Source organism: Lacrimispora sp., from assembly GCF_036758025.1.
Taxonomy (GTDB): Bacteria; Bacillota; Clostridia; order Lachnospirales; family Lachnospiraceae; genus Lacrimispora.
This window is the reverse complement of record NZ_DAIOXM010000009.1, coordinates 57,791-73,873: the sequence shown is the minus strand read 5'-3', so window position 1 is coordinate 73,873 and position 16,083 is coordinate 57,791. Positions and strand designations below refer to the sequence as shown.

General features: G+C 44.7%; 13 protein-coding genes. All 13 read left to right on the top strand.

Features of this window, described 5'->3' with window-relative positions:
- Positions 1-6 precede the first annotated feature (6 nt).
- The 13 genes from V7M78_RS09730 (at position 7) to V7M78_RS09670 (ending at position 16,042) form a co-directional block, all read left to right on the top strand.
- Positions 7-624, top strand: coding sequence for an RraA family protein (locus V7M78_RS09730; protein ID WP_333648900.1), 618 nt, complete (start codon positions 7-9; stop codon positions 622-624).
- Between the two features lie 124 nt (positions 625-748).
- Positions 749-1,918 (top strand): isocitrate/isopropylmalate family dehydrogenase, encoded by a 1,170-nt coding sequence (locus V7M78_RS09725; RefSeq protein ID WP_333648898.1) that lies wholly within the window; start codon positions 749-751, stop codon positions 1,916-1,918.
- 13 nt (positions 1,919-1,931) lie between these two features.
- A complete protein-coding gene (locus V7M78_RS09720; protein WP_333648896.1) occupies positions 1,932-3,068 on the top strand; it encodes a 2-methylaconitate cis-trans isomerase PrpF family protein in 1,137 nt (378 codons plus the stop codon).
- 48 nt (positions 3,069-3,116) lie between these two features.
- Positions 3,117-5,357 (top strand): hydratase, encoded by a 2,241-nt coding sequence (locus V7M78_RS09715; RefSeq protein ID WP_333648894.1) that lies wholly within the window; start codon positions 3,117-3,119, stop codon positions 5,355-5,357.
- 110 nt (positions 5,358-5,467) lie between these two features.
- Positions 5,468-6,415: a LysR family transcriptional regulator gene (locus tag V7M78_RS09710; protein WP_333648892.1), complete on the top strand. Its 948-nt coding sequence runs from the start codon at positions 5,468-5,470 to the stop codon at positions 6,413-6,415.
- A gap of 234 nt (positions 6,416-6,649) precedes the next feature.
- A complete protein-coding gene (locus tag V7M78_RS09705; protein ID WP_333648890.1) occupies positions 6,650-7,978 on the top strand; it encodes a 2-hydroxycarboxylate transporter family protein in 1,329 nt (442 codons plus the stop codon).
- A 145-nt stretch (positions 7,979-8,123) separates the two neighbouring features.
- On the top strand, positions 8,124-10,082 hold the full coding sequence (locus V7M78_RS09700) for an aconitate hydratase (RefSeq protein ID WP_333648888.1): 1,959 nt from the start codon (positions 8,124-8,126) through the stop codon (positions 10,080-10,082).
- A gap of 93 nt (positions 10,083-10,175) precedes the next feature.
- Positions 10,176-11,042 (top strand): LysR family transcriptional regulator, encoded by an 867-nt coding sequence (locus tag V7M78_RS09695; RefSeq protein WP_333648886.1) that lies wholly within the window; start codon positions 10,176-10,178, stop codon positions 11,040-11,042.
- Positions 11,043-11,152: 110 nt separating this feature from the next.
- Positions 11,153-12,199 (top strand): lactonase family protein, encoded by a 1,047-nt coding sequence (locus V7M78_RS09690; protein ID WP_333648884.1) that lies wholly within the window; start codon positions 11,153-11,155, stop codon positions 12,197-12,199.
- Positions 12,200-12,212: 13 nt separating this feature from the next.
- A complete protein-coding gene (locus tag V7M78_RS09685; protein ID WP_333648882.1) occupies positions 12,213-13,466 on the top strand; it encodes an SLC13 family permease in 1,254 nt (417 codons plus the stop codon).
- Positions 13,467-13,577: 111 nt separating this feature from the next.
- Complete coding sequence (locus V7M78_RS09680; RefSeq protein ID WP_333648880.1) at positions 13,578-14,477, top strand: LysR family transcriptional regulator; 900 nt, start codon at positions 13,578-13,580, stop codon at positions 14,475-14,477.
- Between the two features lie 37 nt (positions 14,478-14,514).
- The gene (locus tag V7M78_RS09675) at positions 14,515-14,682 is read left to right on the top strand and encodes a hypothetical protein (RefSeq protein WP_333648878.1); all 168 of its coding nucleotides are present in this window, start codon (positions 14,515-14,517) and stop codon (positions 14,680-14,682) included.
- Entirely contained in the window at positions 14,669-16,042 is a 1,374-nt protein-coding gene (locus V7M78_RS09670) for an HAD hydrolase family protein (RefSeq protein ID WP_333648876.1), read from the top strand. Before V7M78_RS09675 ends, V7M78_RS09670 begins: the two co-directional genes overlap by 14 nt.
- The last annotated feature ends 41 nt before the right edge of the window (positions 16,043-16,083 follow it).

The window sequence follows — 16,083 nt, the reverse complement described above, 5'->3', positions numbered from 1 at the left end:
GGTCCAATGGATGAAAGCAGGAGTGAAGTGTTAGAGAGAATCAGGCAGTATACAGTACCGGAACTGTGTGACGGGCTGGGAGAATTTGAATCCATGGACTGGGATATTAAGCCATGGATAAGCAGAAAGAGGATTTTAGGATATGCATTAACAGTGGATGTTCCGGCAGGAGAAGGGGGAATCATAGCAGATGCAATCCATTTGGTCAAAGAAAAAGATGTGATTGTCATCGCCGGAAAAGGAAATCTAAAAAGTTCCTACTGGGGCGACCACAGAAGTCTTTGTGCCAAAATGATGGGGGCTGCCGGTGTGGTGATTGATGGGGCCTTCCGGGATTTGGAAGGGTGTGAAGAAGTCGGACTGCCTGTATATGCCAAAGGACTTACTTGCAAAACAGCAGGAAAAAGTGGCGTGGGCGAGATCGATGTTCCTGTCATCTGCGGCGGCATTACCATCTGTCCCGGTGATATTGTGGTTGGTGATATAAACGGCGTATGTGTATTAAGACCTGAGGACATAGAATGGGTTTTAGAACGAACAGAACGAAAGGTTTCTGCCCAGAAACGGGTGGTTGAGGAAATGGAACGGACTGGACAAGTTATAACAAGGATTAAGTGGAATTGAATATATATGCTTTTTCCTATAAGAATTATATAAAAATATATATTTTTCCTATAATGTTAGAAGTGTTATAATTTTTTTAAGTATATAAATGTGTAAAATAATCACAACAAGGAGAGAGATGAAGATGAGTTTAGATCCTAATATCACAGCAGCCCAGGAAAAATTCGGTGAACTGATTCAGTCAGAATATGAGAGGATTGACCGGATGAAGGCTGATACAGAGGTAACAGATTTTGAGAAGCTTAATAAGATCGTGGTGGGAATACTTCCGGGAGACGGTATAGGCCCCCTTATTATGAAACAGGCCCTGCGTGTTTTTCAACATCTCATGGAACCGGAGTTCGCCTCAGGCCGTCTGGAACTGAGAACCATTGAGGGGATGACCATTGAAAACAGGGCAGCCAGACTCCAAAGCCTTCCCGATGAAGTCTTTGAAGATGTAAAAAAATGCAACGTGCTGTTAAAGGGTCCCATGGTAACGCCAAGAGCTTCTGACCCCTGGCCTAATCTGATCAGCGCCAACAGCCTTCTGCGCAGAGGACTGGAGCTGTATGCGGCAGTGCGCCCCATCCGCATTCCTGATAAAAATATTGACTGGACATTTTTCAGGGAAAACATTGAAGGGGAGTACATATGGGGCAACAAGGGAATTCAGGTCAATGAGGATCTGGCTGTAGATTTTAAGGTCCAGACCAGGCAGGGAAGTGAGCGGATTGCCCGTTCTGCCTTTGAGTTTGCAAGGAAAAACGGAAAAAAGAATGTGACCATTGTGACAAAGGCAAATATTGTAAAACTGGCTGACGGCAACTTTATTAAGGCAGTGCGCAAGGTTGGAGAGGAATACCCGGAAATCGAAATACAGGAACGTCTGGTGGATGCCATGTGTGCCAAGATGATGGACCCGGAATTCAGCAAGGGCATTGAGGTCATTGTTCTGCCCAATCTTTACGGAGATATTGTGACAGATGTGGCTGCCGAGCATCAGGGTGGCCTTGGAACAGCATCATCTTCCAATCTGGGCAATAAGTACGCCATGTTTGAAGCCATTCATGGAACAGCTCCGTTTCTGATGGAGAGGGGAAGAGGAGATTATGCGGACCCATGCAGCTTAATCCGTGCGGCCGGAATGATGATGGCCCATATCGGTTACGGAGACAGGAAGAATCGGCTGGATGAGGCTCTTGATGTGTGCACCATTACAGAGAGAAAGTACGTAATAACCACAGACAGAGACGGCGCCAGTGCAGAAGAATTTACCGATTATCTGTTGGAAACTCTTAACAGGCTGAAATAAGGAGGAACTGTCTATGAGAAGGTTTAAAACTGTATTTATGAGAGGCGGCACCAGTAAAGGCTGCATGTTCTTAAAGGAGGATCTTCCGGAGGATAGAAGGCAGTGGGATTCTATATTTCTGCAGGTTATGGGAGATCCTGATCCCAAGCAGATTGACGGTCTGGGAGGTACGGTTTCTTCCAACAATAAGATTGTGGTCGTATGGAAGAGCGAAGAGCCTGATGTGGATGTGGAGTATTTGGTTGGACAGATCATTGTGGGAAAAAGCCAGGTGGATTATAAAAGCAATTGCGGAAATATGACTGCTGCCGTAGGGCCCTTTGCGGTGGAAGAAGGTCTGGTTGAGGCAGGAGAACCTTCTGTCATTGTACGGATGCTGAACAGGAATACAGATAAATATATTAATATAGAAGTTCCTTGTAAAAATGGCACCTTTGCCCAGGAAGGAGACTGCTCCATTGCAGGGGTGGACGGTACGGCTGCGGAGCTGAAGGTGAATTTCTTAAATCCTGCAGGGGCTAAGACCGGGAAGCTGCTGCCCACGGGAAATGTTCTGGATCATTTGGACATTCCTGGATTTGGAACTATAGAAGCTACCATTCTTGACATATCCAATCCTATGGTCCTTGTGAGAGCAGAGGATATAGGCATGACTGGAGTGGAACTGCCGGAAGAGATAAATGCCAATGCAGAGGTTTGTGATCTTCTTGAGAAAATCAGAGGAACCGCCTGCTGCAAAATGGGATTTGCCAAAGACCTTGAGGAGGCATCAGCCAATAGCCCGGCTGTACCTAAGGTTGGATTTTTTACAGGACCTTCCTCCTTTACCGGAATAGGTGGAGAAGAGATCAGGGAAGAAGAAATGGATATCTGTGTAAGGGTTATTTCAGTATTCAAATGTCATAAAGCCTGTCCACTTACGTCTGCCAGTGCTGTTTCGGTGGCCGCCTGTTTGAAAGGAAGCCTGATTGAAAAGACACTGTCCGGTCTGCCTGACGGGAATAAAGGTTTGAAAATCGGTCATCCAAGCGGAATCATGACCATGTATCCGGGCCTTACAGAGGAACAGAGAGAGATCAAGGTAAGCGGTGTAGCAGTCCAGCGTACAGCAAGGCGGATTATGGAGGGGACTGTATATATCAGGAACTGATGGAAGGCTGTTATTTATTTCCGTACAGAGAAAATGTGAGGTAACCATATGATTCATTTAACTGATACAGGTGTATTTCTGACTCCTGCAGGAGACCAGGTGGAATTCCCCTCTGTTTCCCGTGATGAGGGAAAACAAAACACCATGTCCTATGGGATTTTAAAAGCTCATAACAGCAGCGGAACCATGGAGGATTTAAAGATCAGATTTGATGCCCTGGTGTCCCCTGATAATAATTACGTGAACATTCTTCAGACTGCAAAAGCCAGCGGTCTGGAGAAATTCCCTGTTCCCTATGTGCTCTCCAACTGCCATCATACCCTTTGTGCAGTGGGGGGAACCATCAATGAGGACGATCATGTCTTTGGTCTGGATAATGTAAAGAAATACGGAGGCATTTTTCTTCCGCCTTACAGAGGGGTTCTTCATCAGTATATGAGAGAGTGTATGGCCGGATGCGGCAGGATGATACTGGGCTCGGACAGCCATACCCGGTACGGTGCCCTGGGAACCATGGGAATCGGGGAAGGGGGCGGAGAAGTGGTGAAGCAGCTTCTTGGAAAGACGTATGATCTCCCCATGCCCCCTGTACTTGCTGTAAAACTGACAGGAAAACCCGGACAGGGAGTGGGGCCTATGGATGTGGCTCTGGTACTTATAGGGGCTACATTTAAAAATGGATTTAATAAGAATAAGATTCTGGAATTTGTGGGAGAGGGAATCGGAAACCTCAGTGTGGAATTCCGCATGGGAATTGATGTCATGACCACGGAAAGTGCGGCACTGTCAAGCATCTGGTGTACGGATGAAAAGGTGAGAGCGTATTTAAAGGAACACCGGAGAGAAGAGGCTTATGAAAAGCTGGAACCGGCAGGAACTGCTTATTATGATGGAATGATTGAAATTGACCTTTCCCAGGTGGAGCCTATGATGGCACTGCCCTTTCATCCCAGCAATGTGGTATCCATCAGAGAGTTCCGGAAAGATCCTGAAACATATTTAAAGGCAGTGGAAGAGGAAGGAAACCGCATTAAAGGGGAGAAGGGAAAGCCCTTTAAAATCATGGACCACCTTGACCAGGGCAGACTCCGTATCGATCAGGCTCTGGTCAGCGGATGTGCCGGAGGCCTGTTTGAGAACATTGCAGCCATGGCAGATATACTGGAAGGCTATACGGCAGATGGAAGCCAGGCTGGAATCGGAATTAATCCGGCCAGTCAGCCGGTGAACCTGGCACTGATGAAGCAGGGGATTTTAAACCGTCTGGTACTGTCCGGTGCCACGGTGCGTCCCTGCATCTGCGGTCCCTGTTTTGGTGTGACAGATGTGCCGGCGGATAACCAGTTAAGTATCCGGCATACTACCAGAAATTACCCCAACCGGGAAGGCTCCAAGCCGGGACAGGGTCAGATGGCAGCTTCCATTCTCATGGATGCCAGATCCATTGCGGCAACTGTAAGAAACGGTGGATATCTTACGCCTGCCACAGACCTTGACGTAATATATGCAGATATGGAGTATCAATACGATCCTGAGATTTATGAAAAACAGGTATATCATAATTTTAACAAGGGAAATCCGGAGCATGTATTAAAAATGGGGCCCAATATAGCGGATTGGCCTGAAATGGCTTCTTTAGGGAAACATTTGCTTTTAAAGACAGCAGGTTCTTATACAGGGTCTGTTACAACTGATGAATTAATCCCTTCCGGAGATGCCTCATCCTACCGCTCTAATCCTGAGAAAATATCGGAATATACCATGATCAGCCGTGACCGGGGGTATGTAAGCAGGGCAAAAGCTGTAAGAGAGTTAAGCCGGGAATTTGCGGATACAGGTGTTACAGCGGATTCAGATTGTCAGCGGATTATTGAAGATCTATGCCGTGAAACCGGATGGGAAGCGAAGGATATTACAATCGGAAGCGTGATGATTTCACAGGAAATCGGAGACGGATCTTCCCGAGAACAGGCGGCAAGCTGTCAGAAGGTTTTAGGTGGATTTGCCAACTTGGCTAATGCCTATTCAACAAAACGTTACCGCTCAAACTTAATCAACTGGGGAATCCTGCCCCTGCTGACAGAGGAGAAGCTGGAAATTCCAAATGGCACATTTCTGCTTATTGAAAATGTAAAAGAGGCAGTGAGAAATGGAGAACAGGAGATTTTGGTCAGGGTTATGGATGGAACGGGAAAAATATATTCCTGCACCATGGGTGCTATGACAGAGGAAGAGAAAGAAATTCTTATTTCCGGATGTCTTATAAATTATTATCGATTTATGATTTAAATATGATACAATAATGCAAAACCGGGTTACTCGGAGGTGCAGTCTGATTCTCATAAATATGGGTTCAGGCTGCCGCCGGGTATTTTGTGTTATGAAGACGGAGGTATTCGGTGGACTTTAGAGAACTTGTTTATATCACAACAGTAGCAGACTGCAAAAGCGTGACGGAAGCGGCGAAAAAGCTTTATATATCCCAGCCTTCCTTAAGCCAGATCATAGCAAAGGTGGAACAGGAACTGGGGGTTAAGCTGTTTGACCGGACTGCTTATCCCATTACTCTCACTTATGCAGGGGAAACCTATGTGGAAACAGCCAGGAAGATTCTGCTTCTCAATGATAATCTGCGCAGACAGCTTACGGATATTGGAGAAGGGAAAAGAGGCAGAATCACTCTGGGCATTCCCGTGGAGCGTGCAGGCTATATGCTTCCTGCAGCTTTAAAAGAGTTTAAAAAGCTTTATCCAGGTGTAGAGGTGCGGGCGGTGGAAGCCAATTCCAGTGTGCTGCTTGCAGGGTTAAAAAGAGGGGATACCAACTTCATTATTCTGCCTAAAGAATCGGAAGACACATACAGTGATTCAAAGATAGAACTGGAAATGGAAGTGATTTACAAGGAAGAGCTGATGATTGTTGCAGGTGAAGGGATTTTGAGAGAAGAACATATGATGAAGGGGAAGAAGGACACCGTTGATTTTGCGGCCCTGGGAGATGTTCCTTTTATTCTTCTGAAAAAAGGACACGCTATCCGCCGTGAGGTGGAGCGGATGTTCCGGAAACACCAGATCAATCCTGAAGTTGTTATAGAGACTTCCAGTAATATCAATGCTGTGCAATTGGCAGATTCAGGCATTGGAGCAGCTATTGTGCCGGAACGGGCTGTTGCGGTTTTAAGGGACAGGGATAAGATTCACTGTTACAGCCTGGGGAACCAGACCAATACCTGGGATGTCAATGTGATTTATCTTAAGGATGCCTATCTGGATGGGGCAGAACGGTATTTTATCGAAGTGCTGAAAAAAATATTTTCCCGGCATGAAAAGGTTAAAAAAGAAACATGATAAAAATATAACAAAAAAGACGCTGTAAAAGGATACATTTGTCCCTGGATAGTGGTAAAAGTAACTAAAAAAAATATAGTAAGGTAATTTTATAATGAACAGTCATAACAAAAAGTAATTGCAGCATGCCTTTTAACAATTTCACTTTGAATGCCATTCTTGATAAGATATAGTCAATAATAATTGATCAGTTATTAAAAAGACAACGACTATAATCGTATTCAGGAGGTAGTAATGGGAAACGAAAAGGTACAGACATCTTTTTGGCAATATAAGGTTCAGGGGATTCCCCTTTATTTATTTGCCGCATTTGCAGCAATCGTATTGGTATCTGTTTTTACAGGGGCGCTTGACGATGATATTCTTTCCACCATGTCACTTCTTTTTGTTATCGGCGCAATCAGTTACGAAGTAGGAAAAAGACTTCCCATATGGAACAAATACGTGGGCGGGGGAACCATGATGGCAATTATGCTGCCTTCTTTTCTGGTTTTTATGAAGTGGCTGCCGGAGGCATACATAGAATCTTCTGTAAATTTTTATGACACCATCAGCTTTCAGACCATGTATATCTGTCTTCTTATGGCAGGAGGGCTGCTGACTGTTAACCGGGAAATGCTGATTAAGACTCTGGCACGATGCGGCCCGGTGTTTCTGGTAGGTGTGATCGTTGCCGCTCTGGGCGGTATTCTGGGTGCGCTTATTACGGGAACACCTATGGATGAAGTAATTGCTTTTTATGTACTTCCATCTTTAGGAGGAGGAAACGGTGCAGGAGCTGTCCCTATGAGCCAGATATATGAACAGATTACAGGAACTCCCAAGGACCAGTTTTACTCCCTGGCTTTGGCTCTTCTTAATATGGCTGATACCTGGGCGCTGATTGTAGGCATTGTGTTAATGAATATCGGAAAGAAGTTTCCCCATCTGACAGGAGACGGAACCCAGCTTTTAAGGGATTCATCGAAAGAAATCAAAAAGGTTGAGGAAAATACAGAGCCGGTTAAAGTTACGGTATCTGATATTGCAGCGGGACTGCTGATCACAGGTGTGATATGGGCTGTTTCATGTATTTTTGGAAAGCTTCTGCTTCCTAAAATTGGACCTGTTATCATTCACCCCTACGCATATTTCGTGATTTTTGCCACCATTGCCAATGTTTTCAGACTGATTCCCCCGGCTCTGGCACAGGGAACCAAGGCTTTCCAGAAATTTATTACAGGCAATTTAAAGGTAATGTGCTTTGCAGGCGTGGGAATTACCATGATTGACTTTGGAATGTTTGTTTCAGCCATTAGCCTTAAGAATGTATTTATTACACTTATGATTGTTCTGGGTGTGGCAATCGGGACCGCTATTGCCGGACAGTTGGTTGGATTCTATCCCATTGACGCTGCTATTACAGCAGGGCTTTGCTGCTGCAACCGGGGCGGTTCAGGAGATGTGGTAATTCTGACAGCAACCAACCGGTTAGAGCTTATGGGTTATGCATCAGTTCTGTCGAGAATTGGAGGTGCCTTTATTTTGGCACTATCCAGTATTGCCTTTACTTTGATGATGTAGCTGAAACAGGGAATGCCGGAGCTATGAGAAGTATGATGGCATTCCTTTTTTGAATGGAATGATAATATTCTTTCATTATACTAATTGGAGATTCTGATTATAATTATTTGAAGAAGTAAAGGTTTAGAGAATGAGGAGGAAAAGCATGGGTAAATCATTGACAAGAAAGATTATAGAATCACATTACGTTTCCGGAAGCATGGTTCCGGGAGAGGATGTTTTTATTAAAGTGGATCAGACATTGACCCACGATATCAATGCAGTTATGACATATCTGGCATTTGAGGCCATGGGCCTTGACCGGATCGGCATTGACTGCAGCGTAAGCCATCTGGATCACAATTTATTATACTTAGATCATAAAACACCGGATGACCATATTTATCTCCAGTCAGCGGCCAAGCGTTTTGGAGTCCATGTATCAAGACCCGGCAATGGAATCTGCCATACGGTTCAGGTATCCCGATTTACCGTTCCGGGCCAGATCTGTATGGGAGGGGACAGCCATACTCCCCACAGCGGTTCTGTAGGAATGCTCTGCATCGGTGTAGGCGGCATGGATGTGGCAACGGCCATGACAGGACTTCCCATGCGCCTTAGTATGCCAAAAGTGGTCAAGGTACATTTAACCGGAGAGTTGCAGCCGGGATGTAATGCAAAGGAAGTGATACTGGAAATGCTGCGGCGTGTCAGCATCAAGGGCGGCCTTGGCAATGTATACGAATATGTGGGGCCGGGAGCGGCAAAGCTGGAGGTTCCGGAGAGAGCTACCATTGCCAATATGGGAGCAGAAATGGGAGCCACCACCTCCATTTTCCCGGCAGATGAGCAGGTTCGTAAATTTATGGCTGCTCAGAAACGGGAAGAGGACTACATAGAGCTGCTGCCTGATGAGGATGCCGAATACGACGACTGTATGGAAATCAATTTAAGTGAACTGGTTCCCCTTATTGCCTGCCCTCATCAGCCGGACAATGTAATGGCTATCAAAGATGTGGAGAAAAAGCCGGTTCAGCAGGTGTTTTTAGGAAGCTGTACCAATGCCAGCTATTCCGATATTGCCAAGGCGGCATTGGTGTTTGACGGACATTTTGTCCATGAAAATGTAAGCTGTACCTGCGCTGTTTCTTCTAAGCAGGTATACCGTGATTTAATGCGGGATGGCTACATTGATATGCTGTTAAATGCAGGCGTCCGTATGCTGGAGCTGGCCTGCGGCCCATGCTGTGCCATTGGACAGAGCCCGGCAACAGAAGGCGTGGCAGTGCGTACTTCCAACCGGAACTTTAAGGGGCGTGCAGGAAATCCCAATGCAGAGATATACCTGGTAAGCCCGGAGAGTGCGGCAGCAACAGCCATAGTGGGAACCTTTGCATCGGCAGAAGATGTTATGGGGACAGATATTATAAAATTAAAAGATATCAAGGAACCGGAGCATTATACCATCGAAGATTCCATGATCATCAAACCCCTTCCTGAAGAAGATGCAAAGAAAGTGGAGATTGTGAGAGGGCCTAATATTAAATACCTCCCCATCCCGGAAGCACCGGAGGCTTCCATGAGTATTTCCGTTAGCTTAAAGGGAGGAGATAATATTACCACCGATGACATCACTCCTGCCAGTGCAGAATTCAGCAGTATGCGGTCCAACATTCCTTTAATGTCCCAGTACTGCTACCACCGCTACGATCCGGACTTTGCTGCACGGGCAAAGGAAATGGGAAAAAGTATTATTATCGGCGGTGAAAACTACGGACAGGGCTCTTCCAGAGAACATGCGGCAATCAATCCTATGTTCCTGGGTGTTAAGGCGGTGATTGCAAAAAGCATTGCCAGAATTCATAAAGGGAATTTGATCAATCACGGAATCATCCCCATGATCTTTCAGAATCCGGAGGATTATGACAAGATTGAGCTGGGCGATGAATTGATATTTGAAAACTTCTTAGACCAGATTGCGGCCAGACGGGTGACCATTGAAAATAAAACAAAAGGTTTTTCCTTTGACGTGAAATTGGAATTATCGGATAATGAAGCAGAGATTATTTTAAGCGGAGGGCAGTTGTCTTATTTGAAAAAGCAGCTTGCCATGCAGAAGAGCTAAGATAAAATCTGGTATGCTGCCATTGGGACCGTCACAAGCTGAAATAAAGGATTGTGGCGGTCTTTTGTTTGAGAGATTGGGGTAAACACAGGTATGGATAACCTTGATTGGAAAATATTAACGGTTTTATATGAAACCAAGAGCATTACGAAAGCAGCAGAAATCTTATATATGTCTCAGTCTTCCTTAACAAAGCGTCTCAGGAGCATGGAGAAGGAATGGGAAGCAGATATAGTGAGAAGAAGCAGCAAAGGGGTTATTTTTACGGAGCAGGGAAAATATCTGGTAGGACGTGCCAGAATTGTTCTGGATATTATTAACGAAACCAAAGAGCATTTCAGCAGAGACGTAATGGAGAAAGAACTGCTGACCATCGGAGTGCCCAATTCCTACGCCAGGCTTCATTTCCCCAGGCTGTTAAAGGCATATATAAAGGAATACAATCATCTGCAGTTTAAGACAGTTCCCAATTCCAGTGATGTGATTATGAAACAGTTGGTTGACGGAGCAGTTGATATTGGGATTATCTGCGGTGATTACCCTTTTGTAGGGGAACATATTGTGCTGTTTCATGAGGATTTGTATGTGGTTGCCCCTCATGGAATCAAGCTTGATGACATTGAACAGCTTCCTTTGATTGAATCCAACTTTAATCCCATGGTAAAGAGCACGGTGGATCAGTGGTGGAAGCAGTATTTTGGCAGCCTGCCGCATGAAGCCCACCGGTTTCCCTTTGCAGAGATTGCAATAGAGATGGTGGAACAAGGGCTGGGAGTCACCTTTCTTTTTGGCGCTGACTGGAGCTGCAGCCAGGATAAGGTTCAGATGATCCCCATACTGGACCGGGATGGGATTCCTATTTCCAGAAATGTGTCAATGATGATTTCAGACCGCTGTTTTAAAAGCGTTGCAATCTCTGACTTCATCACTTTTACCGAAAAATTCTATCAGGTTAACTAAGAGTCATTCCTTTTTGGAATGGCTCTTTTTGTCGTATATGAATTTCATTTTCCAGCCTGTTTCTATTATGATGGAATTAACAAAAAAGCTGGAAAACAGGAGGAAAAAATATGAAATATGCATATGTAGGCTGCCGCACAACCAGGGAGCGCAATGCCAGGGGGGAAGGTCTGAAGGTTTATGAAATCAGCGGGAAAACCGGAGACTGGAAGGAAATCCAGTGTCTGTGCCAGGAGGAGAATCCCTCTTATCAGGCCTTTGACAACGAGAAAAAATACTTATATTCCGTTCATGGGGACATCAGCAAGGTGAGCAGCTATAAAATCAGGGAGGACGGCACTCTGGAGCATATCAATACAGTTGACATAGGAGGACGAAACCCTGTTTTCATTACCCCGGATAAAACCAATGAATACCTTCTTGTGGCGGCCTTGCAGGGCGGGGCTGTTTACAGCCTGAAAAGAAACAGTGACGGTTCCATTGGAGAGATTGTGGATAAGGTTTCTTATGAAGGACGGGAAGAAGGCAGGATATCATTTGTCCATCAATGTATCTGGGATCAGACGAAAACCTATCTGGCAGCTCCGGCCCAGGGACGGATTCAGGGTTACGGACAGGTGAGAATTTTTAAGTTTGACAGTGAAAACGGCCATTTGTCAGAAACTTGTCAATTTAAAGCACGCCAGTATGCGGAACCCAGGCATATTGCCTTTCACCCCGCCAACAAATTTGCTTATATGATTAATGAAAAGGACAATACCATGACCTATTTCGGCTTTGATGAAGAGAATGGAACTTTGGAGCCCCGCCAGATCCTTCCTACCTTACCGGATACTTATACAGGAGAAGGGCAGGCAAGTGCATCTATTATTGACCCAACCGGAAGAATTTTAATCGGTTCCAACCGGATTCATGAGTCTCTGGTTTTATATAAAATTAACCAGGATACCGGCTATATGACAACCCTTGGTTATGTTCCGGTATTGGGAAAAACGCCCCGTTTTATTACCTTTAATGAAGACGGTTCCCTGTTATATGCAGCTAACGAAGACAGTGACACCATTGTTGAAATGAAGCTGGATGGGGACAGAGGCATAGTGGAGTATACAGGCAGAATCATACAGACGGAAAGCCCGGTATGTATCATTTTCAAATAAAAAGGAGATCGTGATGAATTTAGGATTAATATCATTAATCGTATTGTTTGCAGCAATTATTCTCGGTTTTTTACGCAATATCAATGTGGGCATCCTTTCCATAGGTTTTGCCATGGTTCTGGGTCTTATTTATGGAATCAGCGGAAAGGAGCTGATCAGCGGTTTCAGTTCTTCCCTGTTTTTGCAGATGACGGGAATTACATACATGTTTGCAGTTTTAAGCGGAAACGGAACTCTGTCCAATCTGGCAAACAGAATGGTGGGGCTGGTTGGGAAGAGAACTTATCTGATTCCTTTTGTCATGTATATTATGGGATATGTGATCTGTGCCGTGGGGCCGGGAGCCATACCTTCATTGGCTATTATTCCGGTTATTGCCGTTCCCATTGCTATATCAGCGGGAATCAACCCTGTTATGCTGTCCTTGGTGGGCCAGGTAGGAGTGCAGTCAGGGCGCATGAGTCCTCTGACTCCTGAGGCTTTGGTGGTGCAGGAACTGATGGCAGCACAGGGAATTGAAGTGAACACAGTGACTATAGGATGGTGTCTGCTGGTTACGGAATTCCTCCTTCTTGTGGCTATTTATGTTTATTACAAGGGGTGGAGGGTTGATCCAAACCATAAAGAAACAGAAAGGGAATTAAAACCTTTTGACAAGTCTCAGCTTGTATCATTGGCTGGCTTGATTATATTGCTTGTGGGCGTTTTGTTCTTTTCCTGGAATGTGGGCCTGGCCGGTTTCCTCATCGGAAGCGTTCTGGTCATTCTTGGGGCAGGAGATGAAAAGAAAAGCGTACAGGCAGTTCCGTGGAATGTTATTTTAATGGTGCTGGGTGTGGGGATTCTTATGAATATCATTACATCCTCCGGCGGCATTGATATCTTGGTGGCAGGTCTGGAGAAATTAATGACTCCCAAAACTGCTACTCCTATTCTGGCAGTTGCATCGGGAATTATGTCATTTTTCAGTTCAGGCCTTGGTGTGGTTTTCCCTACCCTGATTCCTACCACCGGAGGGCTGGCGGCCGGTCTGGGAATCAACCCGGTGGAGCTTTGTGCGGCGGTTGTGGTTGGAGGCACTATCACTGGTTACAGTCCTATTTCCACAGCAGGGGCTCTGATTATGGCTGCTGTGTCTCAGGAAAAAGAAGCAGAGAAAAAACATCCCCAGAATAAGATGTTTGTGGAACTGTTTGGGGTGGCCTTTGCCGGATTATTTATACTTGCTCTGGTAACTGCAGCAGGTGTGTTCGGTATCCTTTGCTAGGTGTGAAAAGTCCGGGATATTTGCCTGGGGAATGCTTGTTTAAATGATGTGAATTTGCTATAATGGTATGAGAGTTGCAAATTAAAATTCAGCATCCCTCAGGAGAGTAAAATGAAAGACTCAGATTGGAAGATTTTATACGAACTGTATAAGACACCAAACATTACAAAGGTTGCCAATCGTTTGTATATTACCCAGCCTTCTCTGACAAAACGTCTTCAAAGCATTGAGGAGGAGTTTCGGATAAAAGTCGTGGACCGTACTACCAAAGGTGTGGAATTTACGAAAGAAGGGGAACTGCTTGCACGGAAGGCACAGCAGTACATTTCTTTTATGAGCCAGACCAGAATGGAACTGCGGAAAATGAAGGCTGACAATAAAGATATTATTGTAATCGGAACTTCTTACACTTATAATAAGTTTGTGTTGTCCGATATTCTATATGAATACACCAAAAAGAACCCGGATGTGAGATTTGAACTTCAGGATGAACGGAGCAATATTTTGTTCCGAAAGGTATGCGACGGAGATGTGGATGTGGCATTTATCAGAGGGGATTATGAGGGGCCGGTGATTCAGAGGAAGGTTGAGGTAAGTCCAGCTTATATTCTGACAAAGAGCCCTATTGAAATCCAGGACCTGCTTCACATGCCCCGCATTGACTTTAAGACCAATGACCGGTCAAGAGAAATGCTGGAACGCTGGTGGAGAGAAACCTTTGACGAGGATTTGACGGAAGGAATGAGCGCAGGCTATATTGATGTGGCCTGGCAGTTGGCAGACAGGGGCCTTGGCTACGTCTGGTGCTTTCTTTCTGAAAATTACCGCAGCGATTATGATCTGATAAAAACTCCGGTATATTTTTCAAACGGGGAACCGGTTTTAAGAAATACCTGGTTTGCCTACAGGGAAAAGAGCAGCATGTCTGCCAGCCTCCGGAATTTTATTGAATATATTAATGAATATATCGTCATTGACGGCAAGAAGAAAGTAGATTTCACCTTGTCATGAAGAGATACAGAGTATGTGGGAAAGGAGGAACATATTCATGCAGCAGCAGGAACAGAGTAAAGTGTCTGAGTTTCACATTTTTGGAAGCCACGTTATGAACACCACCGGCAATATGGGGCCTGAAAAGGCAGAAAACAAGCTGAACAAGGATGAGAAGACAAAAGAACTCTTTGAAATGGTAGACGATTACATTGAGCAAGCATAAGGAAGCAGGAACCGCCGACGAAGGTATTACGGCGGTTCCTGTTCATTTTAAAGGTCAGGTGAACGAAATGGAAGCAGAAAAAAGAAATGGTTTTAAATTTCCTAAGATAGGGCAGAGAATTATCCGTTCTGTGTGTGCTGTTTTTATCTGTTTTATTATTTATTATTTGAGAGGGCAGGAGGGAAGCCCCTTTTATTCGGCTATTGCAGTGCTCCAATGTATGCAGCCCTATAAGGACAGTACGGCTAAAATGGCAAAGCAAAGGGCAATCGGTACGTTTATCGGGGCCTTCTGGGGACTGGTTGTCATTATGATCGAACTCTATCTGTTAAAGGATGGAATGGAGATGACTGCACTCACATACCTGATCATATCTCTGGCAACAGGCTGTGTATTATATTCGACAGTCGTTCTTAATTATAAGGATGTTTCATATTTTGCATGTGTTGTTTTTCTCAGCATTACGGTTGCCCATATAGCAGATGACAATCCCTATATTTTTGTCATGAACCGTGTGCTGGAAACCCTCATAGGAATTGGTATTTCTATTGTTGTGAATTCTTTTCACCTGCCAAGGAAAAGAAACCAGGATATTCTGTTTGTTTCGGGAGTGGATGAGGTGCTGCTGACAGCGGATGAGCATTTAAATTCTTACAGTATGGTTGAGCTTAACCGGTTGATTGAGAGAGGAGCCAATATTACGGTATCCACAGGAAGAACACCGGCTTCATTGATGGAGGTCATAAGTCCCATCCGCTTAAAGCTTCCTGTTATCGTTATGGATGGGGCGGCTTTATTTGATATCCGAAAAAAGTCCTATCTTCTGACCTGCGTATTGTCTAACCAGCAGTCTAAAGAGATTATGAAGGTGTTGGAGCAGTCAGGAGTCAGCTATTTTGCCAATGTTGTAATGGATGATGTGCTGGTGATTTATTATGAGGAATTAAGGAACTCTGCAGAACAGGATATTTACAGCAAATTAAGCAAATCTTATTACCGGAACTATGTAAAGCGAAGACCGCCGGAAAATGAAAATGTGATTTATTTCATGGTAATTGATTTAAAGGAAAAAATCACAGAGGTTTACAGCCGGTTAGAGAGGGAAGGATTTACAAAAGAGTATAAAATACTGACCTATGATTCAAGGGAGTACGTCGGATATTCCTATATAAAGATATATAATAAGGAAGCAACCAGAAAAAATATGCTGGAAAATCTAAAAGAAATGCTGAATCTGGAAAAAAGTGTGGTGTTTGGCACCAATCCTGAGACATGTGATGTTCTGATACAAAATTTTGACAGCAATGGCCTGGTGAAATCCATTCGGAAGCTATATGAGCCTGTGAAATTTTTCAAATAACGGCAGGAGAGGACGCAATGTATTTATGCGTCCTCTCTCTT

Bases quoted from the DNA above. Each gene is read 5' to 3' on its own strand.
- V7M78_RS09695 (WP_333648886.1), top strand. From the start codon at position 10,176: ATGGATAACCTTGATTGGAAAATATTAACGGTTTTATATGAAACCAAG.
- V7M78_RS09675 (WP_333648878.1), top strand. From the start codon at position 14,515: ATGCAGCAGCAGGAACAGAGTAAAGTGTCTGAGTTTCACATTTTTGGA.
- V7M78_RS09685 (WP_333648882.1), top strand. From the start codon at position 12,213: ATGAATTTAGGATTAATATCATTAATCGTATTGTTTGCAGCAATTATT.
- V7M78_RS09725 (WP_333648898.1), top strand. From the start codon at position 749: ATGAGTTTAGATCCTAATATCACAGCAGCCCAGGAAAAATTCGGTGAA.
- V7M78_RS09705 (WP_333648890.1), top strand. From the start codon at position 6,650: ATGGGAAACGAAAAGGTACAGACATCTTTTTGGCAATATAAGGTTCAG.
- V7M78_RS09700 (WP_333648888.1), top strand. From the start codon at position 8,124: ATGGGTAAATCATTGACAAGAAAGATTATAGAATCACATTACGTTTCC.
- V7M78_RS09680 (WP_333648880.1), top strand. From the start codon at position 13,578: ATGAAAGACTCAGATTGGAAGATTTTATACGAACTGTATAAGACACCA.
- V7M78_RS09720 (WP_333648896.1), top strand. From the start codon at position 1,932: ATGAGAAGGTTTAAAACTGTATTTATGAGAGGCGGCACCAGTAAAGGC.
- V7M78_RS09730 (WP_333648900.1), top strand. From the start codon at position 7: ATGGATGAAAGCAGGAGTGAAGTGTTAGAGAGAATCAGGCAGTATACA.
- V7M78_RS09690 (WP_333648884.1), top strand. From the start codon at position 11,153: ATGAAATATGCATATGTAGGCTGCCGCACAACCAGGGAGCGCAATGCC.
- V7M78_RS09715 (WP_333648894.1), top strand. From the start codon at position 3,117: ATGATTCATTTAACTGATACAGGTGTATTTCTGACTCCTGCAGGAGAC.